Raw genomic sequence first — 22,947 nt, 5'->3', positions numbered from 1 at the left:
GGCACCTCCGGACGACGGCCGTACGTGGGATCCGTGAAACCGTAGGCCGATACGATCTGCGGCCCGCGCCACCGCCCCGGCGGCGCGCACCGGTGTCCCCCGTTCGCGGTAACGTGAGCCCCCTATGAACGCCAATCCCGACGTGCGGCACCCCGCCGTTTCCGTGATCATGCCCGTCCTCAACGAGGAGCGGCATCTGCGGGGAGCAGTCCAAGCGATCCTCGCGCAGGAGTACGCCGGCGAGATGGAGGTCGTGATCGCCCTCGGTCCGTCCACGGACCGCACGGACGAGATCGCCGCCGAGCTCGTGGCCGAAGACGCGCGTATCCACACCGTCCCCAACCCCACCGGCCGTACGCCCGCGGCGCTGAACGCGGCGATCAACGCCTCCCGGCATCCGATCGTCGTCCGCGTCGACGGGCACGGCATGCTCTCGCCGAACTACATCGCGACGGCCGTACGGCTCCTGGAGGAGACCGGCGCGCAGAACGTCGGCGGCATCATGCACGCCGAGGGCGAGAACGACTGGGAGCACGCGGTCGCCGCCGCGATGACCTCGAAGATCGGGGTCGGCAACGCCGCCTTCCACACCGGTGGTCAGGCGGGCCCGGCCGAGACCGTCTATCTGGGTGTGTTCCGGCGCGAGGCGCTGGAGCAGCAGGGCGGCTACAACGTGGAGTTCATCCGCGCCCAGGACTGGGAGCTGAACTTCCGCATCCGCGAGGCCGGCGGGCTGGTCTGGTTCTCGCCCGAGCTGAAGGTGTCGTACCGGCCGCGGCCGAGTGTGAAGGCGCTCGCCAAGCAGTACAAGGACTACGGCCGCTGGCGGCACGTGGTGGCCCGCTTCCACGAGGGCTCGATCAACCTGCGCTACCTCGCCCCGCCGACCGCCGTGTGCGCGATCGGCGCCGGCATCCTGGTGGGCGCCCTGCTGACGCCGTGGGGCCTCGTGGTGCCCGGCGGCTACCTCGCGGCGATCCTGCTCGGCTCGGTCCCGGCGGGCAAGGGCCTGCCCCTGAAGGCGCGGCTGCAGATCCCGGTGGCTCTGGCCACGATGCACATGTCGTGGGGCTGGGGCTTCCTGACCAGCCCGCGGGCGCTGGCGAAGAAGGTCATCGCCTCCCGGCGCCCCGCGGTGCGCGCCGACGCCGCCGCGAGCTGACCCGACGCGGCCATGGGCCCCCTTCCCGGTCGGGGAGGGGGCCCATGGTGTGCGGCGCAGCAGGAGGGGAGCAGCCCCGCTCCCTCACGCCGCGGAGGCGTTCACCACTGGTAGGGCTCGTACACGTCCATGCACTCCGTCTTGTCCGCGCTCAGCGCGTCCGCGGATTCGGGCAGATCGCCCGCCTCGGGTGCCTTCTGCTTGGGGTAGGCCGTGCCCTCCCGCCAGTCGGCGCCGATCGTCAGCGTGGTGGTGACGTCGTCCGTGGCCCGCACCTGGCTGCTCGGGATGCCGACCGCCTTCGCCACCGACAGCGCGTTGGCGCGGCCCTGCTCGCCCGTGCTCTTCGGATACGTCACCTGGGTCCGGCCGTGCGGGTCCTGCCGGCTCGCGGCGACGGCCTGGGTGAAGCCCTCCTGCTGCAGCGCCGCCACGACCGCGGCGGCCCGTCGCGGAACGGCGGGCCGCTCGTCGCTCGCCGTCCCGTTGACGACGGTGACCGACAGCCCGGCGGCCGGCGCCGCGGCCGGACCCGTGGCCTTCACCGACGCCGGGGACGGACCCGAGGCGGTGCCCGCGCGTGCCTTTCCGGCCTTGTCGAAGGAGACGTCGTCGCGGAGCATCGCCCACATCTTGTCGGCGTCCTCCGGCTTGGGCACCAGGTGGTTGCGGTTCAGGGGGTCCTCGATCCACGGCATCGTCGTCATCGTGATGCGGTTGGTCGGGACCGACTTCAGCTGCATGCCGACGTCGTACAGCTCCTTGACCGTGCCGATCTCCTCGGACACCTTCAGCGCCTTCGTGCCCGCCTCGGCCAGGCCCATCAGACGGCCGGTGTCGGTGAAGACGTTCTGCTCCTTCAGCGTCCGGATCATCGCGTTCATGTACATGTGCTGCGCCTTGGCGCGCAGCGGGTCACTGCCCCAGGCGTGGCGGGTGCGCAGCCACTGCAGCGCCTCCTTGCCCTGCACCTTGTGCGTGCCGGCCTTCAGCTTCAGTCCGGAGCCGCCGCGCTGGCCGGACAGCGGCCGGTCCCACACGTTCTGGTTGACGCAGACGGGAACACCGCCGATGGCGTCCGCCATGTCCACCACTCCGGCGAAGTCGACCATCATCCAGTGGTCGATGTACACGCCGGTCAGGTTCTGCCAGGTGGCCAGGGTGCAGCCCGGGCCACCGCGCTGGAGCGTCTCGTTGATGATCGTGTTCTTGGCCGGGTAGGTGTCCCCGGTGTCCGGGTCGACGCACTTGGGGATGTCCACCCGGGTGTCCCGCGGGATGCTCACCACGGACGCGCTCTCGCGGTCCGCCGAGACGTGCAGGAGCATCTGCACGTCCGCAAGGGGCTTGCTGCCGACGTTGTCCCTGCCGCCGCCGAGCTTGACGTTCTCCGCGGAGTTCCGGCTGTCGGAACCGATCAGCAGGATGTTGAGCGGGGTCTGGCCCGCCGCGTTGGGCCCGGTCTTCTCGACGTCGGACTCGCCGCTGTTGCGTTTGCCCTTGTCGATGTTGCCGTTGAGGTGGCGGTAGTAGAGGTATCCGGCGCCGGCCGTCCCGAGTATCAGCACGGACAGCACGATCGCGAACCAGCGCACTATCCGGCGTTTGCCGCCGCGCCGCCGGCCACGCCGCCGGCCCTGGCCGCCCCCGCCCTCCGCGCCCCCGCCCGCGGCGGACGCCGCCGTCCCCGGACGTTCGTCCTGGGCGAGGCCGCCGCCCGACTCGCGCCGGGTGCCGCCTCCGCGCACGTCACTCTGCGCCATGCCCCTGCCTCCCCACCCCTACGGCCGACCCACGGGTCCGCCCCGCGTCGTGTTCGGATCGCGGGCGACCCGTGCCCGCCCGGACCACGGGTTCCCCCGGTGTTCCGCCGGCGCACGGCCGTCCCCGCTGCTGGTTGGACCACTGACATGCCCGGTCGGATGTACACCTGACCGATTCGTCCGGGCATGCCCCGTTCACGCATGCTCCGTCCACCTGTTAGACGCAGGACGGGACGGTCAGGTCACTTCGCGCACTCGACCTTGTCGGCCGTGGCCTTCTGAACGTCCTCCGGAACCTTCGCCGGAGTGGTGAGGGGCACGCCCGCACCCTCGAAGTCCTTTCCGAGGGTCAGTGTCATCGCGGGCACGCCCTGGGCGTTGGTCACGCTCTCGCCCGGCTTCATCGCGGCCCCGGACAGGCCCATGATCTCGGCGAGCCGGCGGGCCTGGTCGGCCTGGTCGGGCCCGTACTCCAGCGTGGTCTTCGCGAGCGGCTGCTCAGCGTTGCCCGCGTTCTCGGACTTGGTCACGCCCTCCTGGACCTGCAGCCAGCTGAGGGTCTCCTGGGCGCTTCCGGCGACGGCACCGCCGTTGAGGATCCGCACCCGCACCTCGGAGGCCTGGGCCTTGGTGCCCTTCAGCCGGGCGGCCTCGGCGGCCTTCTCCTTCTTCTTCTGCTGTTTCACGTCGGTCAGCGACACGTCGTCCCGGACCATCGCGAACAGCTGCTGGGCCTGGGGCTCCTTCAGGACCACCGTGGCCTTGACCTTCTCCGCGGGGTTGTCGACGACGGGCACAGTGGCGAACGTGAGGTTCTTGGTGTCGAACTTGCCCAGCTCCGCCCCGAGATCGGCCAGCTTCTTGATCGTGCTGATCTGGGAGTCGACGGTCAGCGCCTTGGTGCCCGCCTCCGCCAGCTTGATCATTTTCTGCGGGCTGGTGAGGGTGTCGTTGGACTTCAGCTTGCGCATCATCGAGCCGAGGAACTGCTGTTGCAGCTCGATCCTGCTCAGGTCACCGCCGAAGCCCACGGAGTGCCGGGTCCGGACGAAGGCCAGCGCCTCCTCGCCCTCGATCGTGTGCTCGCCCTTGGGCAGATCGAGCTTGGAGTCCTTGTCCTTGATGTCCTTGGCCAGGCACACGTCGACGCCGCCCACCGCGCTGGTCAGCGTCTTGACCGCGTTGAAGTCGGCCACCATGAAGTGGTCCATCTTCAGCCCGGTGAGCTCGGTGATCGTGCGCATGGTGCAGCTCGGGGTGCGTTCCTCCTGCCCGAGGCTGTTGTTGAAGCGCGTGCGCTGCTGGCCCGGGATGATCTTCTCGGTGCCGTCCTCCTGAGTCGTCGGACAGTCCGGGATGTCGGTGATCAGGTCCCGCGGGATGCTCAACACGGTCGCGTTGGAGCGGTCCTTGGCGACGTGCAGTACCAGTGTGGTGTCCGCGTGCCCGGCGCTGTCCTTGTCGCCGTAGCCCTCGTTGCCCTTGCCGGTGCGCTTGTCGGTGCCGATCAGCAGGATGTTGATCGCGCGGTCCTTGCTGAAGCCCCCGGTGCCGGCGCCGTCGTCGGAGACGGACGTGATGTTGTTGTTGAGGTGCTCGTAGTAGAGGTAGGCGGCCCCGCTCGCCGCGATCAGTACGAAGGCCAGTGAACCGCCGGTCCACATCAGGACCTTCTTGCCCTTCGCCTTCTTCGGCACCGGGCGGCGCCCGCGCCGTCCCGCGGCCGCCTCGGCCGGGGCGCCGGCGCGTCTGCGCGGGGAGGGAGCGTCATCACCGGGTGCCGCGGCTCCGGGACGCCGGGCGGGGGCGGTCCGGCGGGCGCCTGCCGCACCGGCCGCACCGGTCGTGCCCCGGCCGGTCGTGCCACGACGGCCGGTCGTGCCACGGTCACCGGAACCGCGCGGGCCGGGAACGGACGACTGCGCTGCGGAAGGGGCCAGTCGCAGTTCGTATTCACCGGTGTTCGGGTTGAGTACCCATTGGTCTGCGGGGTCGATGTCGTCCGCCCGCCCACGGCCTTGCGCGTCCACGTGCCTGATTCCTCCGTCGGGCCACGCGGCGCCCTCCCCCGGAAGGCGCACGGTGCTGTTCAAGCAGTGCACGCCCCCAGGACGGACCTCATGGGTGAGAGCACTGGATCGCACACACTATCCGCACACTTCCTCGTCAAGCGACGTGGGTGACAAATTGCACGTCTCACAACTGGGCAATCCCGCCCATTTGTTTGAAGGAAGTTCCGTGAACGCAAAGGGATTGCACGTCACTTCGCGCACTCCACCTTGTCGGCGGTGGACTTCTGCACCCCCTCCGGTGCCTTGGCGGGCGCGGTGAGGGAGACACCCGCCCCTTCGAAGTCCTTGCCGAGGGTCAGCGTCATCGCGGGCAGCCCCTGGTCGTTGGTCACGCTCTCGCCCGGCTTCATCGCCGCCCCGGACAGACCCATGAGGTCCGCGAGGCGGCGGGCCTGGTCGGCCTGGTCGGGCGCGTACTCCAGGGTCGTCTTCGCCAGCGGGGCGGGCGCGTTGCCGGCGTTCTCCGACTTGGTCACGCCCTCCTCGTTCTGCAGCCAGCTGAGGGTCTCCTGGGCGCTTCCGGCGACGGCACCGCCGTTGAGGATCCGCACCCGCACCTCGGAGGCCGGGGCCTTGGTGCCCTTCAGCCGGGCGGCGACCGCGGCGGCCTCCTTCTTCTTCCGCTCCTTGACGGCGGTGAAGGAGACGTCGTTCCTGATCATGTCGAAGACCTGCGGGGCCGTCGACTCGTTGAGCACGACCGTGGCCTTGACCTTCTCCGCCGGGTTGTCGATCACCGGGACGGTGGTGAAGGTCAGGTTCTTGGTGTCGAGCTTGCCCAGCTCCAGGCCGAGGTCCTTCAGCTTGCCGATGCTGTCCAGCTGCGCGTCGACGGTCAGCGCCTTCGTGCCCGCCTCGGCCAGGTCGAGCATCTTCGACGGGCTGGTGAGGGTGTCGTTGGACTTCAGCTTGCGCATCAGCGCGCTCAGGAACTGCTGCTGCAGCCCGATCCGGCTCAGGTCGCCGCCGAAACCGACGGCGTGCCGGGTGCGCACGAACGCCAGCGCCTGCTCGCCCTCGATGGTGTGCGTGCCCTTGGACAGTTTGAGGTGCGAGTCCGGGTCGTCGAGGTCCTTGCCCACACAGACCTCGACCCCGCCCACCGCGCTGGTCAGCGTCTTGACCGCGTTGAAGTCCGCGACCATGAAGTTGTCCGGCTTGACCCCGGTCAGCTCGGTCACGGTACGCGCTGTGCAGCTGGGCGTACGGCCGTCCTGGCCGAGACTCGTGTTGAAGCGGACCTGCTGCGTGCCGGGGATGATCTTCTGGGTGCCGTCCTCCTGCGTCGTCGGGCAGTCCGGTACGTCGACGATCAGGTCACGCGGGATGCTCAGCGCGGTCGCGTTCGAACGGTCCTTGGAGACGTGCAGCAGGATCGTGGTGTCGGCGTGCCCGACACTGCCCGCGTCGCCGTAGCTGCCGTTGCCCTTGCCGGTGCGCTTGTCGGTGCCGATCAGCAGGATGTTGATCGCCTTGTCCTTGCTGAAGCCACCGGTGCTCGCGCCGTCGTCGGAGACCGACGCGATGTTGTCGTTCAGGTGCTCGATGTAGAAGTACGCGCCCCCCGCGCCGGCGACCAGGACGAACGCCATCGCGCCGCCGGTCCACAGCAGGGCCTTCCGGCCCTTGGAGGCCTTCTTCACCGGGCGCCGTCCGCGCCGCCCCGGCAACGGCTCCTCCGGCGCCCCGCGGCGCCTGCGGGGCGGCGGCACCGCACGCCCGGGCGTCTCGGACCGTGACCGGCCGGGCGCCCGCGTGCGGCTCCGGGCCGGAGGGGCCGCCTCGGAGGACCGTGGCTTGCGGGGCGAGGGGACGCCCGGCTGCGGTGCGGAAGGCCCCAGTCGCAGTTCGTATTCACCGGTGTCCGGGTTGAGCACCCACTGATCTGCGGGATCGACGTCGTCCGCCCGCCCACGGCCTTGCGCGTCCACGGTTGTCTGTTTCCTCCGTCGGGGCACGCGGCGCCTTCCCCTCCAAGGCGCTCGGGTCTCGGTCACACAGTGCGCGACCTCGGGACCTTCCCTCAGGGCCGGGCGCACCGGATCGCTCACACTAACCGCCCCTTTCACCGCCGGGCGACGACGGTGACCCATTCCACGTCCCTACAGCTGGGCAATTCGCCCATTTCCCGGGTGAGGAGCTCAATACCTTGGAGCGGCCTTGGTGCCCGCTTTACTCACAGGTGTCCTCGGCTGCCGTGTTCCCCCGAAACGTCGGTGGAGGAGAAACAGTGACGGTGGGATCGCGAAAGGGACCCGGATACGAATCCCCGTACGACCCGTCACGTGGGCCGTTACCCTCCACCACCACCGGTGTGTCCGTACGCAGCCGCTCGAACAGCCGCTTTGCCGCGGGCTCCACGAGTTGGTCGCGATTGGCGTCGTAGGCGTACGACTCCCGGGGGACGGTCAGGAATTGCACTTGTTCCATGGGGATGTCGCGCAGGCCGCGCACGAGTGCGTACAAACCACGCAAGCTCGCCAGTTCCGGGTCGGTGGTGAGGGACGACGTGGCGGCGTCCAGTACGGGATACAGCTTCGCCGGATTCAGCAGGACGTCATTGCTGCGCGCCTTGTTGACGAGCGCCCCGAGGAAACGCTGCTGCCGCTCCATCCGCTCGGTGTCGCTGCCGTCGCCCAGCGTCTTGCGGGCGCGCACGTAGCCGAGGGCCTGCTCGCCGTTGAGCGTCACGCGCCCGGCGGGCAGCCGCAGCTTGGCGGCCCGGTCGTCGATCGGCTGCCGCAGGCACACCTCGACGCCGTCGACCGCGTCGACCATCTCCTTGAACCCGTGGAAGTCGACGACGACGTGGTGGTCGACGCGGATGTCGGTCAGCTTCTCCACGGTCCGGATCGTGCAGGCCGAGCCGCCGAGCTGGAAGGCCTGGTTGAACATGGCGAACCGGGGCGCGCTGCGGGACCCGTCCGGACGCCGGCAGCCCGGCAGGTTCACCATCAGGTCCCGGGGGATGGAGACGGCGGTGGCGCTGTCCCGGCCGGCGGACAGATGCAGCAGGATCGTGGTGTCGGACCGCTCGGTGCCGGAGTCCCGCCCGTAGCGGGCGTTGCCGCTCCCCTCGCGCGAGTCCGACCCGATCAGCAGGATGTTCCGGGCGTCCTTGACCAGGGAGGTGGGCCGCTCCCGGTCGTAGCGCGCGAGTTCGGCGGCGGCCGCTTCGTCGGGTGTGATGTTCCCGCTGAGCTTCGCGTACACGGCCCAGCCGATCCCCCCGGCGACCACGAGGAGTGCCGTGACCCCGAAAGCCGTGCGCCGCACCCACCGCCGCCGGCGCCGCCGCAGGAGCCCCCGCCCGCTGGCGGACGCTCCCGTGCCCGGACCGACCCTGTAGCCCACGGCAGCAACCACCCCTCCTGACGTAGGAACGCCCCGCGCGCACCGCTCCTACGACCATGGCGCGGATGGAGGGCCGGGGGTGGGTGGGGATGGGCCGTACGGGGGAGGGGCCCGGCTACCGGCCCGCGGTGCCGTGGGCGATCGTCGTGACCCGCTCGCTCTCCACCCGCTTGTCCAGCACCCCGTCCCCGGCCTGCTCCAGATGCCGGCACAGCACCACGGAACCCCCCGTGGCCAGGGGCCCGTACAGCCCCGCGTTCAGCCCGTCCCATGTGTCGTACGGCAGCCCCGACAGGATCCGCGACCCCGGCCCCGTCAGGCCCAGCGCCGTCGCCTCGGCCCGGGCCCGCTCGACCACCTCGGCCCCGCTGAACTCCCGCCCGGCCACGATCAGCGCGGGCCCCTCCGGATCCACGGGTGCGTACGGCACGAACCGGTCGCCCTGCCCCGGGACTTCCACCGCGTAGTCGGTGAACCCCTCGGGAGCCTGCGGAAACCGCCCGCCGAGCGGCCGCAGCGCCATCGCGATCCGCGCGCCGGAGCAGGCCCGCGCCTCCTCCAGCCGGTCCGGCCCGCTCACCACGACATCGGCCGCCCGGGCATCCCCGGACACGTCCGCGACGACGCCCACCGACGCACACGCCAGCAGCCACACCGCGGTCTGCCAGTGCGCGGGCAGCAGCAGCGCCACCCGGTCGCCGGGCTCGACGGACAGTTCGTCCTGGAGGAGGTTGGCGGTCTTGGCCACCCAATTGGCGAAGGTGGCCACGGACAGTTCGACACGTTCGCCCGTGGCGTCGTCGTAGAAGGTCACCAGGGGACGTCCGGGATCCGCGGCGAGCGCGGAACCCAGCAGGTCGGCGGGGGTGCGATCGGTGGCGTTCATCCGCGCAAGCGTACGCGGCGCACGACCCTGCGCCCAGCGGCCCGGCCACCGCCCCGCCGGGCAGCCGCCACCGGTTCGGCCGAACCAGGCCGACAGCCCGTCAAATCCCAAATGGACAGACTTGTATGACTATGTCAAAGATCAGGAGCATGCGTGGATTCCTTGCTTCCTCGATCGGTGTCACCTGTGCGGCCGCTCTGGCCCTTCCCCTCACCCCTCCCGCCCTCGCGGCGACGGCGAGACCGGTGCCGGCCACAGAAGCCGCGACGACGGCGAGACCCGCGCCCCACGCGGGGACCCCGGCCACCACCGCGGCCGGCCGGCGCGCGGCCGAACCGAACGCCGCCGGCAGCACCCAGTCCCTCCCCCTCGAACCCCTCACCCGCAACCGCGCCACTCCCTCCGCCCCCGCCGCCGAGCAGGGCCTGCCCCGCCGGGCCGTACGCCACTTCTCCCTCGTGGGCGTCGTCTGGGACGACCCCGACGCCGAACTGCACGGCCGCGTCCAGGTCCGCACCCGCGCCGCCGGCACCGGCAGTTGGTCGGGCTGGCAGGACGTGGAGACCCACAACGCCGACCACGCCGCCGACCCGGACACCCCCGAGAGAGCCTCGGGCCGCGTCCGCGGCGCCACGGCCCCGCTGTGGGTGGGCGACTCCGACGGCGTCGAACTCCGGGTCCGCTCCGAGCCCGACCACTCGGCAGCCGACTCCGCCGGACAGACCCCGGACGCCCGGGGCCTGCCGGAGGCGCCCCCGCTGCCCTTCGGCCTCCGCCTCGAACTCGTCGACCCCGGCGAGGACGACGACACAGCCCTCGGCGCCGAGGAGGGCCCCCGCGCCGCCGGCGCCTCGAACGCCGAGACCTCCGCTCTCACCGAAGCCTCCGCCGCCAACGCCGACCTCGCCCCGCTCGGAGCCACCGAGATCGCGGCACTGAGCCGCGCCCGGACCGAGCAGGAGTACCTCGTCCTCAACCCCGGCGGGCTGACGGAGCAGCAGCGGCAGGCCAAGCCGTACGTCGGCCCGCGCCCGGGTATCGTCACGCGGCGCGGCTGGGGGGCGAACGAGGGGTTGCGGGAGAGCGGCTTCCGGTACACGAAGAAGGTCAAGGCGGCCTTCGTGCATCACACGGCCAGCGGCAACAACTACCGCTGCTCGCAGGTCCCGTCACTCATCCGCAGTATCTACCGCTACCACGTCAAGAGCATGGGGTGGCGGGACATCGGCTACAACTTCCTCATCGACAAGTGCGGAAAGATCTACGAGGGCCGCGCCGGGGGCGTGGCGAGACCGGTCCTCGGCGCGCACACCCTGGGTTTCAACAGCAACAGCATGGGGATCGCCGTCCTCGGGTCGTACGGCGCCACGAAGCCGTCGAAGTCGGCGGTCAAGGCCGTCGCCCGGCTGACCGCCTGGAAGCTGGGGCTGTACCGGATGAACCCGAAGGGCAAGACGTACCTGAAGTCGGCCGGCAGCAATCTCCACCAGAAGGGTAAGAAGGTACGGCTGAACGTGATCTCGGGGCACCGGGACGGCTTCGTGACCGAATGCCCGGGACGCAAGCTCTACGGAAAGCTCGGCTCGGCCCGCTCCAAGGCGGCCCGCTACCAGGGCCGCTGAGTACACGTTCGACCGCCGTCGGGGGGCATGCGGGGAGATGGGACGTAATGCCGCACGGCCAGCGAAGGCGCCACGGAACGGTCTGCATACACTGACCGGCCGAAAGACAGTTCGGCCGGTCCCGGCAGGAAGCAGAGACGACACGTGACAGAAGCGATCCTCCTGGTCGGCGGCAAGGGCACGCGGCTGCGCCCGCTCACGGTGCACACGCCCAAGCCCATGGTTCCGGCGGCCGGGGTGCCCTTCCTCACGCACCAGCTGGCGAGAGCGAGAGCGGCCGGCGTCGAGCACATCGTCCTGGCCACGTCCTACCTGGCCGAGGTCTTCGAGCCGTACTTCGGCGACGGCTCCGCGCTGGGGCTCCACCTGGAGTACGTCACCGAGGAGGAGCCGCTCGGCACGGGCGGCGCCATCCGCAACGTGGCATCGCGGCTGCGCTCCGGCCCCGACGACCCGGTCCTGATCTTCAACGGGGACATCCTGACGGGCCTCGACATCCGGGCCCTGGTCGACACCCACGAGTCGTCGGGCGCCGACGTCTCCCTGCACCTGACGAAGGTCACGGACCCCCGCGCCTACGGTCTGGTCCCCACGGACGACACGGGCAGGGTCCTGGCGTTCCTGGAGAAGCCGCAGACGCCCGAGGAGATCGTCACCGACCAGATCAACGCGGGGGCGTACGTCTTCCGCCGCTCGGTCATCGACGCGATCCCGCTCGGCAGGCCGGTTTCGGTGGAACGCGAGACCTTCCCGGGTCTGCTGTCGGCCGGGGCCCACCTCCAGGGCATGGTCGACTCCACGTACTGGCTGGACCTCGGCACCCCGGCGGCCTTCGTCCGGGGCTCGGCGGACCTGGTCCTGGGCCGGGCCCCGTCGCCCGCCGTCCCCGGCCGCTGCGGCGACCGCCTGGTCCTGCCGACGGCCCGGGTCGCCTCCGACGCCAAGCTGTCCGGCGGCACGGTGGTGGGCGAGGGCGCGTTCGTCGCGGAGGGCGCGCGGATCGTCGGCAGCACGATCCTGCCCGGCGCGGTCATCGAACCGGGCGCGGTCATCACCGACTCCCTCATCGGCACCCGGGCCCGCGTCGGCCGGCGCTCGGTCCTCACGGGCACGGTCATAGGCGACGGCGCGGTGATCGGCCCCGACAACGAACTCCTGGAGGGCGCCCGCATATGGTGCGACGCCCGCATCCCGGCGGGGGCGGTCCGCTTCTCGTCGGACCAGTAGGACGCACGGGGGGCGGGGTGCGGCTCCCGAGCTGCGGGCATGCGTGCCGCTGGGGGCGACGGGGTCCCCCCTGCTCGAGCGCTTGAGGGAGGGCGGGCGCAGCGGCACCCCGCTACGCCGGGCTGCGAAACGCCCCGCCCCCGGCACCGACGCCGAGCACCTCGACCCCGACGGCTCACAACTGCCCGATATCCCACCGAGGCATCTTCGGCGCCCGCCGCGCCGGCACCCTCCCGCTCAGCAGAATCAACCGAGCCGCCCGATGCCGCTGCCCCGCATACGGCTCCAGCAGCTCCAGCATCACCGCGTCATCCGCGTCCCGGTCCCCGGCCAGCGCCCACCCCACGATCCCGGGCAGATGCAGATCCCCCACCGTCACCTCGTCCGCCGCCCCATGACTGCGCTGCACCGTCTCCGCGGAGGTCCACGGCCCGACCCCCGGCACCAGCTCCAGCCGCGCCCGAGCCGCCCCGGGCTCCATTCCCACCGCCTGCTCCAGCCGCGCAGCGACCCGTACGGCGCGCAGGATCGTCGACGCCCGCTTGTCGTCGACCCCGGCCCGATGCCACTCCCACGACGGAATCAGCGCCCACGTCCGAGGCGCGGGCATCACGTACATCCGAGCGGACGCGGGCCCCGGCGCCGGTTCCCCGAACTTCCGCACAAGCAGCCGCCATGCCCGGTACGCCTCGTCGGTCGTGACCTTCTGCTCCAGGATCGACGGGATCAACGACTCCAGCACGAGCCTGCTCCGGGTCAGCCGCAACCCCGGCCGCCGGTGCCGGGCCGACGCCAGCAGCCGGTGCCGCGGCACGAACGCCGACGGGTCGTCCGCGGCCCCGAGCAGCTCCGGCAACCCCTCCAGCAGCCATTCCGCCCCGGGCCCCCAGGCCTCCCCGCGCACCCCACCGCCGTACGCGCACACCCGCAGCGTCCCGGGCCCGGCCGGAGTGAGGCTGGTCCGCCACACGGATCCGTCCGGCGTCGCCCGGAATGTCGGGTCGCCGGGCCCGCGCCGCAACGGCCCGAGCACCAGGCCGATATCCAGCGGCCCGTCCGGCATCCACGCTCGCACCCGCCCCGGCCCCGTCGCCTGCCGCGGCACGCCCGGGGGCACGGCGACCTGCCCACCGCGCACCGTCGTACGGGTGGGCCGCTGAGCGAACCGTCCTGCCATGAATGACGTCCCTGGGATCCGTGAAGAAGCAGCCCTACGAGCGTAGGCGCCGCCCGGCGGCTGTCACCGCACCTCGATGAACGCCCCCGCGTCCCGCCCGGGCCGCGCCCGTGGTTCCTCGGCCGGATGTCCGACCGCCACCGCCCCCATCGGGTCCCAGTCCGCCGGCAGCTCCAGCACCTCGCGCACCACGTCCCGGCAGAACATCGTCGACGACACCCAGGCCGACCCCAGCCGCTCCCCGGCCAGCGCGACCAGGAAGTTCTGCACGCCGGCACCGGCGGCGACCACGAACATCTCCCGCTCGGCGCCGTCCCGCCGCGGGTCGCCGTACGTGTGGGAGCCGTCCATGACCAGGCAGGGGACGACGAGGTAGGGCGCGTTGCGCAGCACGTCCCCGCGCCGGACCCGCTTGGCGATGGACTCCTCGCTCTTGCCGTCCCGCCGCAGATCGGCGATCCACGCGTCCCGCATGGCGTCGAGCAGCCGGGTGCGCGACGCCTCCGACTCCAGCAGCACGAACCGCCACGGCGTGGTGTGGTGCGGCGCCGGGGCGGTCACGGCCGCGGCCACGGCCCGCCGTACGGCACCCGCGTCGACGGGCTCGTCGGTGAAGGACCGGACCGTGCGCCGCTGGGTCACGGCCAGCCGTACCGCCTCCGAGGTGCCGAGGCGGAACATGTCGTCACGGGCACCGCGGACCATGGCCCGCGCTCCCTCGCCGTCGTCGCCCTGCGCCACCAGGTGCGAAAGCCCGCGCACCACCGCCACGGGCAGCCCCGCGGCCTTGCCCTTGACCAGGTCGCCCGCGGCGGCGAGTTCGTCGGCCGTGGCGACGACGGTGGCGCTGAGCGGATTGCCGTACGCGTCCGTGCCGCCGCGCAGATCGTCGAGCACACGCACTCCGGCGGCCCCGATCGCGACGTCCGTGAGCCCGGCGCGCCAGGGCCGGCCGAAGGTGTCGGTGACGACGACGCCGACATCGACGCCGAGGGCGTCGCGCAGTCCGTCGCGGATGGCACGGGCCGACGCGTCGGGGTCCTCGGGGAGCAACAGCACCGTGCCGGACGGGGTGTTGGACGCGTCGACACCGGCCGCGGCCATGATCAGGCCCTGCCGGTTCTCCACGATCCGCAGGGCGCCGCGCCGGGCCACCACCCGGACCGTCTCCGCGTCGATCGCGGCCTCCCGGTCGGCGGCCCGCACGATCCGGCCCTCAGCCTTGGACACGATCTTCGAGGTGACGAGCAGCACGTCCCCGTCGGTCAGGCCGGGCTCGGCGGCCGCGATCAGCTTGGCCAGGTCGTCCCCGGTCGTGACCTCCGGTATCCCGCCCAGGGCCCACACCCGGTACCCGGCGGCTCCTTGCGTCTCGCCGCTCACGCCCCCCGCACCTCCTCGGCCAGTGCCAGCGCCTCCTGGGCCATCCGCGCGGTCGCGTCCGTGTCGCTCATCATCAGCGGCACGGCCCGGCAGCGGATCCCGGCCGCCTCGACCTGTTCGACCGCTGCGGCGTCCACCGAGTCCACGAGCCAGCCGTCCAGCAGGCCCGAGCCGTAGTGCTCGGCCACCGCCGTCGCGGTCGACTCGACGCCCACGGCGGCGAGCACCTTGTCGGCCATGCCCCGCACGGGCGCGTCGCCGACGATGGGGGAGAGGCCGACGACCGGCACCCCGGCGTCGGCGATCGCCTCCCGGATGCCGGGCACGGCGAGGATCGTGCCGATCGACACGACCGGGTTGGACGGCGGGAAGAGGATCACGTCCGCCTCGGCGATGGCCTCCAGGACGCCCGGCGCGGGCTTCGCCTGGTCGGCGCCGACCGGCACGACGGCCCGGGCGGGCACCGAGGCGCGCATCCGCACCCAGTACTCCTGGAAGTGGATCGCCCTGGTCTCGCCGTCGATCTCGACGGCCACATGCGTCTCGATGCGGTCGTCGGACATGGGGATCAGCCGCACGCCCGGCTTCCAGCGGTCGCACAGCGCCTGCGTCACCGCGCTCAGCGGGTAACCGGCGCCGATCATCTGCGTCCGCACGATGTGGGTGGCGAAGTCCCGGTCGCCGAGACCGAACCACTCGGGTCCGACGCCGTACGCCGCGAGCTCCTCCTTGAGGTGGAAGGTCTCGTCGGCGCGCCCCCAGCCCTGCTCCTCGTTGATGCCGCCGCCGAGCGTGTACATCACCGTGTCGAGGTCCGGGCAGACCTTCAGCCCGAAGAGGTGGATGTCGTCCCCGGTGTTGCCGATGACCGTGATGTCCGCGTCCGGGACGGCCCGCTTCAGACCACGCAGGAACCGGGCACCGCCGATGCCGCCTGCCAGAACCACAATGCGCATGGGCGACAGTCTTGCAGGCGGCTACGACATCCGGGTCAGGCAGTCACGGCACCCGGCAGGGCCCGGGCCTCGCAGTGCGGGGCCGTGTGCATCGGCATCTCGGTGAGGCCCGGGTAGTAGACGTGCAGGCTCACCGCCGGCTCCAGCGCGTCGTTGACGACTTCGTGCACGTACCCCGGCGCGAACACGCGCTGCGCGCCCGCCCGCAAGGCGCGCGTGCCCCGCTCCGTGCGCTCGGTCAGCGTGCCGTCCAGCACGGTCAGCACACCGGAGGAACGGCCGTGGTCGTGCAGCCCGCTGCCCTGCCCGGGGACCCAGGACAGCAGCCACACCTCGTAGCCGGGGCCGGTGCGCAGCCGGTGGTACCAGCGGCTGGTGGCGTCGTAGCGGACGAGGTGCTCCCACTGGGAGCGGTCCTCGGCGAGAGAGCGGGCCAGGCCGGCGAACTCGGCGACGGTGGCCGGGTGCTCGCGGGGGGTCTGGAGGAGGTGCGTGACTTCGAGGATGTCGCCGGCGATCTGGAGGTCGCTGTCGCTGTTCATGGGGTGCGTGGTTCCTCAGTGAAAGAAGGTCAGAGGGAACAGGAGGCGAGCTACGGGTGGCTCGGCCTTCAGCTGGAGCGGGTGTGGCTCAACAGCTGGGACAGCAACAGCTACAGCGAGCGCGGGCAGCACCGTGGGACCCGGCGGTGCGGGTCGAGGTGAGTGCCGAGTTCGCGAGCATGCCCACAAGGACACCGGTTCACACCTCCACTGTCAACTCGGCACCCGGTATGTGGGATGTGGTTCACCTCATCCGGTCGATCGCTCAGATGAAAGGTTTGTTCATGGCCCGCCCGGGACACATGGCGTCCAACCGGGCGCACAAACCCCGTTGCGTAGTCGTGATCCGACTGTGATCCGTTTCGCTTCGACGTGCGTGTCGGAACGAGATCGAACTCCTGGGCGTCCTTCCCTGTAGAGGTCTGCGAGGGGTCCGGCGGAAGGTGTGGGCCCTCGCGGGCTCCGCCCGTGTGTCAGGTTTTAAGGTGATTTGAACACTTTCCGCATGGGCTTGGTTCCGCAGAGTGAATAAGGGGCTCAATAGCAGATCTCGGCTTGACTCGCCCGGAGCAGCACACTTGTAATTTCACTCGTGTCGTTCAGCCGGAATCGGTAACGGCTAGATCACGGGGACGCGAAGACAGACGAGGGGCGCACATGACCGAGACGGTGCAGCAACTGCTGGTCGACGACGCGGACGAGGAACTCGGCTGGCAGGAGCGCGCGCTGTGCGCCCAGACCGACCCCGAGTCCTTCTTCCCCGAGAAGGGCGGCTCGACCAGGGAGGCCAAGAAGGTCTGCCTCGCCTGTGAGGTCCGCTCCGAGTGCCTCGAGTACGCCCTCGCCAACGACGAGCGCTTCGGCATCTGGGGCGGACTGTCCGAGCGGGAGCGCCGCCGGCTGAAGAAGGCGGCCGTCTGAGCCCCACCCCTCTGCGTGAACGGCCCGTCGTCCGTGGGTTATCCACAGGCGGCGGGCCGTCTTCCGTGCAGCCGATAGTGTGGTCGCTCGTCCGAGACGCCCCGCCGCCCCCTCCGGGCACGGGCGTCCACCGCAGTCCACCGAACCGGGGCCCGTACCTCGATGTCCGTGCACAGCCACTCGGCAGCCCATCACGACGCCGCTGCCACACCTGAGTTCCCGCGTCATGTGGTGACCGCGGTCCTCGTCTCCCACGACGGCGCCCGCTGGCTGCCCGACGCGCTCGCCGGGCTGCTCGGCCAGGAGCGCCCCGTCCAGTACGCGATGGGCGCCGACACCGGCAGCTCGGACGCCTCCGCGCAGCTGGTCACCGACGCCCTCGGCGCCGACCGGGTGCTGCACCTCGCCCGCCGCACCGGCTTCGGCCAGGCCGTCGAGGAGTGCGGCCGCACCGCCCCGGTGCTCACCCCGGACGAGCTGCCGTACCTGAAGCGCCCCAGCGGCTGGGACCCCGTCACGCGCTCCTGGCGCGACGACGCCTACGACCTGCCCGAGCTCCCGCACGGCGAGCCGGTGCAGTGGCTGTGGCTGCTGCACGACGACTGCGCCCCGGACCCGGACGCCCTGGCCCAGCTGCTGCGGGTCGTGGAGAACGAGTACGAGCTGGGCCGGGACGACGTCGCCGTCGTGGGCCCCAAGCTCCGCGGCTGGTACGACCGGCGGCAGCTGCTGGAGGTCGGCGTCTCCATCGCCAACTCCGGCCGCCGCTGGACCGGCCTGGACCGCCGTGAGCAGGACCAGGGCCAGCACGACCACGTCCGGACCGTGCTCTCGGTGTCCACCGCCGGCATGCTCGTCCGCCGCGACGTCTTCGAGCAGCTCGGCGGATTCGACCGTCATCTGCCCCTCATGCGCGACGACGTCGACCTGTGCTGGCGCGCGCACGCGGCCGGCTACCGCGTCCTGGTCGCCCCCGAGGCGGTCGTCCGGCACGCCGAGGCCTCCAGCCGCGAGCGCCGCACGGTCGACTGCATGGGCCGTGCGGCCGCCTCCCCGCACAAGGTCGACAAGGCCGGCGCCGTCTACACCCTGCTCGTCAACTCGCGTACGGCCGTCCTCCCCTGGGTGATGCTGCGGATCGTGCTCGGCACCCTGCTGCGGACCGTGGCCTACCTGGTCGGCAAGGTCCCCGGACAGGCCGTCGACGAGATCCGCGGCCTGCTGGGCACGCTGCTCAGGCCCGAGCGGATCCTCGCCGGGCGCCGCGGCAGAGGCGCACCCCGGATCGACAAGGGCGAGCTGCGGGCGCTGTTCCCGCCGCCCGGCGCGACCGTCCGCGTCACCGTCGAGCAGGTCGCGAGCAGCCTCGTCGGCCGCTCCGACCCGGAGGTCGCCGCCGGCGCGGGACGGCACGGCGGCGCCGTCGAGTCGGGCCCCGGCGGCGACGACGCCGACTTCCTGGAGATCGAGCAGTTCGCCCGGCTCAAGCGCATCGCGCGCAAGCCCGGCCCGGTGCTCTTCCTGGTGCTGCTGCTCGTCTCCCTGGTCGCCTGCCGTCAGCTCCTGGGCGGCGGCGCGCTCGCCGGCGGCGCCCTGCTGCCCGCCCCGGCCGACTCCGCCGAGCTGTGGTCGCGCTACCTGGACGCCTGGCATCCGGTCGGCACCGGCGGCACCTCGTCCGCGCCGCCGTACGTCGCGCTCGTGGCGATGCTGGCGTCCCTGCTGTTCGGCTCGACCGGCCTCGCCGTCACGGTCCTGCTCGTCGGCTCGGTGCCGCTGGCCGGAGTCGCCGCCTACTTCGCCTCCCGCCCGCTCGTGGAGTCCCGGCTGCTGCGCGCCTGGGCGGCCGTCGTCTACGCCTTCCTGCCGGCCGCCACCGGCGCCCTCGCCGGCGGCCGCATCGGCACCGCCGTCCTGGCCGTGCTGCTGCCGCTCATCGCCCGCGCGGGCATCGCGGCCGGCGGCCTGACGAACTCCGCCGGAACCCGCGGCAGCTGGCGCGCCACCTGGGCGTACGCGCTGCTGCTGACCATCACCACCGCCTTCACGCCGATCGTGTGGCCCATCGCGCTGCTCCTCGGCATCGGCCTGCTGGTGCTGCGCAGGAGCGACATCACGGCCTACGGGCTGCGGTTCCTCGCCCAGCTCGGCACCCCCCTGCTGCTCCTCGCGCCCTGGTCGCTGACGCTGCTCCCGTTCGGCTTCCTCAAGGAGGCGGGCCTCGACTACGGCGCCTCGGCCGCCTCCGCCCTCGACCTGCTCGGCGCCAGCCCGGGCGGCCCCGGCACCGTCAGCGGCCTCATGCTCCTCGGCATCGTGCTGGCCGCCCTCGCTGCCCTGGTGCGCTCGGAACGCCAGTCGGGCATCTGGACGGCCTGGGCGGTCGCCCTGACCGGCTTCGTCTTCGCGGTCCTGTCCAACGGCTCCACCTGGGCCGGCCCGGCGACCCTCGTCTACGGCATCGCCCTGCTGGCCGCCGCCGCGCTCGGCGCCGACGGGGCACGCGCGCGGGTGGCCGAGCAGAGCTTCGGCTGGCGCCAGCCGGTCGCCGTGCTGATCGCCTTCGCCTCGGCCGCCGGTCCGCTGCTCATCGCCGCCGGCTGGATGATCCGCGGAGCCGACGGCCCGCTGGAGCGGCGCGACCCGACCCAGGTCCCGGCGTTCGTCGCCGAGGAGAGCGGCACCCGCGACCAGGCCCGCACCCTCGTCCTCGACAGCGACTCCGGCGCCCGCGTCGTCTACATGCTGGTCCGCGGCTCAGGCGCCCGCCTGGGCGACGGCGAGATCGCCGCCGCCGACGGGGAGAACAGCAGGCTCGACAAGGTCGTCGCCAACCTCGTCGCCGGTTCCGGCGCCGACCAGGCCGACCAGCTCGGCGGCTTCGCAGTGCGCTACGTCCTCGTCCACCAGGGCGCGCCCCGCGAGGTCACCCGCGTCCTCGACGCCACGCCCGGCCTGACCCGCCTCAGCCAGCAGGACGGCGGAGCCCTGTGGCGCGTCAACCGTGAGGTAGCGCGCGCCACCATCACCCCCGACTCCGGATCCGCCGGTGCCCCGCAGCCGGTCGCCGCCGGACCCGTCGACATCCACACGACGATCCCGACCGGCGCGGACGGGCGGCTGCTGCGCCTCGCCGACTCCGCCTCAGACGGCTGGTCCGCCACGCTCGACGGCAAGCCGCTGACCCGCACCACGGTCGACGGCTGGGCCCAGGGTTTCGAACTCCCCGCCGCCGGCGGCAGGCTGGACGTCACCTACGACGACCCGATCGGCCACACGGCCTGGCTGTGGGCCCAGGGCCTGCTCGCCGTCGTCCTGGTGGTGCTGGCCCTGCCCGGCCGGCGCCGCGACATCGACGACGACCTCCCCGACGAGCCGGCCGTCCCGGCCCAGGCCGTCGCCGGCGAGGGCCGCCGCGCCCGGCGACTGCGCGCCCAGGCGGAGGCCGAGACCGAAGAGGCCGCCGGACCCGAGGAGTTCCCGCCCCCACAGCCTGAGCAGCCGCCGGCGGCAGTGCCGCAGCAGCAGAACTACGGTGAGTGGGACAACGCCGGCTACCAGAGCGGCGAGTACGCGAACTACGGCGACCAGTACCAGAACGCCCAGTACCCGGCGGACGCCTACGGGCAGCAGTACCCGGCGGACCCGTACCAGGGCGGCCAGTACGACCCGTACGCGTACGGGGGACAGGGCCAGAACCAGCCGTACGACCAGCAGGGCTACGACCAGGCCTACCAGCAGGGCTACGGCACGCCGTACGACCCGGCACAGCAGCACCACCCCCACGGCACGGGCAGTGAGCGTCCCGACGGGAGCCAGCAGTGAACCGCACCACCCTGTCCCTGATCGCCGGCACGACCGCGCTCGCCGCCGTCACCGGCTTCGCCGCGCTGTCCGCTCCGGACACCCCGGGCACGGACACCGCCGCCAAGGCGGCCGCCCAACTGCCCGTGGAGCGCACGAGTCTGCTGTGCCCGGCGCCCAGCACGTCCGACCTCGCCGAGACGTCCTACACCTCCTTCACGCCCGTCACGAAGGGCACCGGGAGCGGCGGCAAGGCCGAACTGCGGGCGGCCACCGAGGAGTCGGCGGACGCCCCGGCCGACGGCAAGGACGAAGGCGCGGGCAAGGACGGCGGGAAGTCCGGCAAGGACAAGACCGCGGAACCGGTGCTGACTCCCAAGGAGCCCGGCAAGCCGGTCACCGTCGACAGCTCCGGCGGCGATGCGCCCGCCCTCGTGGGGACCGCGGACGGCAGGTTCGCGCCCGGCTGGACCGTCCAGGAGACGACCGAGGTCGCCGCGGGGACCGGCCGAGGCCTGCAGGGCGTCAACTGCACCGCTCCGGAGACCGACTTCTGGTTCCCCGGAGTCAGCACGGACGCCGACCGCACCGACTACGTCCACCTGACCAACCCCGACGACTCGGCCGCCGTGGTCGACATCGAGCTCTACGGCAAGGACGGCGCGCTGAAGTCCGCGGTGGGGGAGGGCATCACGGTCCAGCCGCACTCCAGTGAGCCGGTCCTGCTGTCCACCCTCACCGACGAGCGGCAGACCAACCTCACCGTGCACGTCAACGTCCGCAGCGGACGCGTGGGCGCCGCCGTGCAGGCCCTGGACGACAAGCTCGGCGGTGACTGGCTGGCCGCGTCCGCCGACCCGTCGGGCAGCCTGGTCCTGCCCGGCATCCCCAAGGACGCCACCTCCGTGCGCCTGGTCGCCTTCACCCCCGCCGACGCAGACGCGGACCTGAAGGTGCGTCTGGCCTCCCCCTCCGGGCTGATCACGCCGGCCGGTCACGAGACCGTGCACGTCAAGGGCGGCATGACGACCGCCGTCGACCTGGGCGACGTCACCCGCGGCGAGGCGGGTTCCCTGGTCCTGACGCCGACGGACCGGTCCGTGCCGGTCGTGGCGGCCCTACGGGTCGTACGCGGCAAGGGCGACAAGCAGGAGACGGCGTTCATCCCGGCCAGTCGCCCCGTCGGCACGCGCGCGACGTCCGCGGACAACAGCGGCAAGGGCAGCACCCTGTCCCTGACGGCCCCCAACGCCGCCGCCACGGTCAAGGTCACCGCCTCGGCCGGCAGCGAGGGCGGGACCCCGGTGTCGAAGACGTACACGATCAAGGCCGGCACCACCCAGGACATCGAACCCCCGGTCCCCGGCGGCCTGAAGGGCACCTATGCGCTCACGGTCGAGCCGGTCTCCGGAGGCCCGGTCTACGGCGCCCGCACCCTGGCGGCGAGCGAGGGCGGCGTCCCCGCCTTCACCGTGCAGACACTGCCGGACGACCGGGGGACAGTGGCCGTGCCGGAGGCGGACGAGGACCTGTCGGTGCTCCAGAAGTAGGTCTGCCGGGCCGGGATCCGGCTCAGCCCTGGTCCTCGCCGTAGCGCGGATCGACCGTCTCCGGCGTCAGCCCGAGGAGCTCGGCGACCTGCTCGACGACGACCTCGTGCACCAGTGCCGCCCGCTCGTCGCGCCCCTTCGTGCGGATCTCGACCGGCCGCCGGTAGACGACCACGCGCGCGGGGCGGCCCTCGCGGGCGCTGATCGTGCCGCCGAGCGGAACGGCCTCGTCGTTCCAGGCCTGGCCGGGCCCGTCGAGCCGCGGCACCTCCAGGACCAGGAAGTCGACGTCGGCGAGCTGCGGCCACCGTCGCTCCAGGCGCTCCACGGAGTCCTGCACCAGATCGGCGAACGCCTCCGCGCGGCTCGCGGCGAGCGGCACCTGCGGCGGTGCGATGGGGCCGCGCATGCCCCGTCCGTGGCGATCACGACGGCGGGGCCCGGGGGCGGCGGCACGGGGCGGTACGGGCTTGTCCATCACTGGTGAAGGGTAGTCCCCGCCGCGCCCCCGCGCCCGGCACCGCACGG

At 72.3% G+C, this 22,947-nt stretch carries 16 protein-coding genes; 6 read left to right on the top strand and 10 right to left on the bottom strand.

Annotation, left to right across the window (positions count from 1 at the left end; genetic code table 11):
- The first annotated feature begins 124 nt into the window (after positions 1-124).
- Entirely contained in the window at positions 125-1,162 is a 1,038-nt protein-coding gene (locus A4E84_RS16000; protein WP_062927232.1) for a glycosyltransferase family 2 protein, read from the top strand.
- A 101-nt stretch (positions 1,163-1,263) separates the two neighbouring features.
- On the opposite strand, the gene A4E84_RS15995 is transcribed toward A4E84_RS16000, so the two are convergent.
- The 5 genes from A4E84_RS15995 to A4E84_RS15975 all read right to left on the bottom strand — a co-directional run bounded on the left by A4E84_RS15995 (position 1,264) and on the right by A4E84_RS15975 (position 9,237).
- Positions 1,264-2,925, bottom strand: a complete 1,662-nt coding sequence (locus A4E84_RS15995; RefSeq protein WP_079128982.1) for an LCP family protein — start codon at positions 2,923-2,925, stop codon at positions 1,264-1,266.
- Positions 2,926-3,167: 242 nt separating this feature from the next.
- Positions 3,168-4,955 carry an LCP family protein gene (locus tag A4E84_RS15990; RefSeq protein WP_062927231.1) on the bottom strand — a complete coding sequence of 596 codons (1,788 nt, stop codon included), beginning with the start codon at positions 4,953-4,955 and terminating at the stop codon, positions 3,168-3,170.
- 230 nt (positions 4,956-5,185) lie between these two features.
- Complete coding sequence (locus tag A4E84_RS15985; protein WP_079128981.1) at positions 5,186-6,928, bottom strand: LCP family protein; 1,743 nt, start codon at positions 6,926-6,928, stop codon at positions 5,186-5,188.
- Positions 6,929-7,169: 241 nt separating this feature from the next.
- Positions 7,170-8,351, bottom strand: a complete 1,182-nt coding sequence (locus A4E84_RS15980) for an LCP family protein (protein WP_237304926.1) — start codon at positions 8,349-8,351, stop codon at positions 7,170-7,172.
- A 115-nt stretch (positions 8,352-8,466) separates the two neighbouring features.
- Positions 8,467-9,237 (bottom strand): TIGR03089 family protein, encoded by a 771-nt coding sequence (locus A4E84_RS15975; RefSeq protein ID WP_062927229.1) that lies wholly within the window; start codon positions 9,235-9,237, stop codon positions 8,467-8,469.
- A gap of 149 nt (positions 9,238-9,386) precedes the next feature.
- Between A4E84_RS15975 and A4E84_RS15970 the strand changes: the two genes are divergently transcribed.
- Positions 9,387-10,859: an N-acetylmuramoyl-L-alanine amidase gene (locus A4E84_RS15970; protein ID WP_062927228.1), complete on the top strand. Its 1,473-nt coding sequence runs from the start codon at positions 9,387-9,389 to the stop codon at positions 10,857-10,859.
- A gap of 144 nt (positions 10,860-11,003) precedes the next feature.
- Positions 11,004-12,086, top strand: coding sequence for a mannose-1-phosphate guanylyltransferase (gene manB / locus A4E84_RS15965; RefSeq protein WP_062927227.1), 1,083 nt, complete (start codon positions 11,004-11,006; stop codon positions 12,084-12,086).
- A gap of 175 nt (positions 12,087-12,261) precedes the next feature.
- Here manB and A4E84_RS15960 read toward each other — a convergent pair whose 3' ends face one another.
- The 4 genes from A4E84_RS15960 to A4E84_RS15945 form a co-directional block, all read right to left on the bottom strand.
- Positions 12,262-13,263: a DNA-3-methyladenine glycosylase family protein gene (locus A4E84_RS15960; protein ID WP_062927226.1), complete on the bottom strand. Its 1,002-nt coding sequence runs from the start codon at positions 13,261-13,263 to the stop codon at positions 12,262-12,264.
- Between the two features lie 63 nt (positions 13,264-13,326).
- Positions 13,327-14,646 carry a coenzyme F420-0:L-glutamate ligase gene (locus tag A4E84_RS15955; RefSeq protein ID WP_062927225.1) on the bottom strand — a complete coding sequence of 440 codons (1,320 nt, stop codon included), beginning with the start codon at positions 14,644-14,646 and terminating at the stop codon, positions 13,327-13,329.
- Positions 14,643-15,602, bottom strand: coding sequence for a 2-phospho-L-lactate transferase (gene cofD, locus A4E84_RS15950; protein ID WP_062927224.1), 960 nt, complete (start codon positions 15,600-15,602; stop codon positions 14,643-14,645). The genes A4E84_RS15955 and cofD overlap by 4 nt, the downstream gene beginning before the upstream one ends.
- 35 nt (positions 15,603-15,637) lie before the next feature.
- The gene (locus A4E84_RS15945) at positions 15,638-16,144 is read right to left on the bottom strand and encodes a cysteine dioxygenase (RefSeq protein WP_062927223.1); all 507 of its coding nucleotides are present in this window, start codon (positions 16,142-16,144) and stop codon (positions 15,638-15,640) included.
- A gap of 657 nt (positions 16,145-16,801) precedes the next feature.
- On the opposite strand from A4E84_RS15945, the gene A4E84_RS15940 reads away from it, so the two are divergent.
- The 3 genes from A4E84_RS15940 to A4E84_RS15930 all read left to right on the top strand — a co-directional run bounded on the left by A4E84_RS15940 (position 16,802) and on the right by A4E84_RS15930 (position 22,419).
- Entirely contained in the window at positions 16,802-17,065 is a 264-nt protein-coding gene (locus tag A4E84_RS15940) for a WhiB family transcriptional regulator (protein ID WP_010034659.1), read from the top strand.
- A 162-nt stretch (positions 17,066-17,227) separates the two neighbouring features.
- Complete coding sequence (locus A4E84_RS15935) at positions 17,228-20,890, top strand: glycosyltransferase family 2 protein (RefSeq protein WP_079128979.1); 3,663 nt, start codon at positions 17,228-17,230, stop codon at positions 20,888-20,890.
- Entirely contained in the window at positions 20,887-22,419 is a 1,533-nt protein-coding gene (locus A4E84_RS15930) for a DUF5719 family protein (RefSeq protein WP_062927221.1), read from the top strand. Before A4E84_RS15935 ends, A4E84_RS15930 begins: the two co-directional genes overlap by 4 nt.
- A gap of 22 nt (positions 22,420-22,441) precedes the next feature.
- On the opposite strand, the gene A4E84_RS15925 is transcribed toward A4E84_RS15930, so the two are convergent.
- A complete protein-coding gene (locus A4E84_RS15925; RefSeq protein WP_107308329.1) occupies positions 22,442-22,897 on the bottom strand; it encodes a metallopeptidase family protein in 456 nt (151 codons plus the stop codon).
- Between the last annotated feature and the right edge of the window lie 50 nt (positions 22,898-22,947).

Origin of the sequence: Streptomyces qaidamensis (assembly GCF_001611795.1) — a bacterium.
Taxonomy (GTDB): Bacteria; Actinomycetota; Actinomycetes; order Streptomycetales; family Streptomycetaceae; genus Streptomyces; species Streptomyces qaidamensis.
This window is presented reverse-complemented; position numbering and strand designations above follow the sequence as displayed.

Excerpts from the sequence above, each read along its gene's own strand:
- A4E84_RS15995 (WP_079128982.1), bottom strand. The coding sequence starts at position 2,925 with ATGGCGCAGAGTGACGTGCGCGGAGGCGGCACCCGGCGCGAGTCGGGC.
- A4E84_RS15975 (WP_062927229.1), bottom strand. The coding sequence starts at position 9,237 with ATGAACGCCACCGATCGCACCCCCGCCGACCTGCTGGGTTCCGCGCTC.
- A4E84_RS15970 (WP_062927228.1), top strand. The coding sequence starts at position 9,387 with ATGCGTGGATTCCTTGCTTCCTCGATCGGTGTCACCTGTGCGGCCGCT.
- A4E84_RS15940 (WP_010034659.1), top strand. The coding sequence starts at position 16,802 with ATGACCGAGACGGTGCAGCAACTGCTGGTCGACGACGCGGACGAGGAA.
- A4E84_RS15945 (WP_062927223.1), bottom strand. The coding sequence starts at position 16,144 with ATGAACAGCGACAGCGACCTCCAGATCGCCGGCGACATCCTCGAAGTC.
- A4E84_RS16000 (WP_062927232.1), top strand. The coding sequence starts at position 125 with ATGAACGCCAATCCCGACGTGCGGCACCCCGCCGTTTCCGTGATCATG.
- A4E84_RS15925 (WP_107308329.1), bottom strand. The coding sequence starts at position 22,897 with ATGGACAAGCCCGTACCGCCCCGTGCCGCCGCCCCCGGGCCCCGCCGT.
- A4E84_RS15960 (WP_062927226.1), bottom strand. The coding sequence starts at position 13,263 with ATGGCAGGACGGTTCGCTCAGCGGCCCACCCGTACGACGGTGCGCGGT.
- cofD (WP_062927224.1), bottom strand. The coding sequence starts at position 15,602 with ATGCGCATTGTGGTTCTGGCAGGCGGCATCGGCGGTGCCCGGTTCCTG.
- A4E84_RS15935 (WP_079128979.1), top strand. The coding sequence starts at position 17,228 with ATGTCCGTGCACAGCCACTCGGCAGCCCATCACGACGCCGCTGCCACA.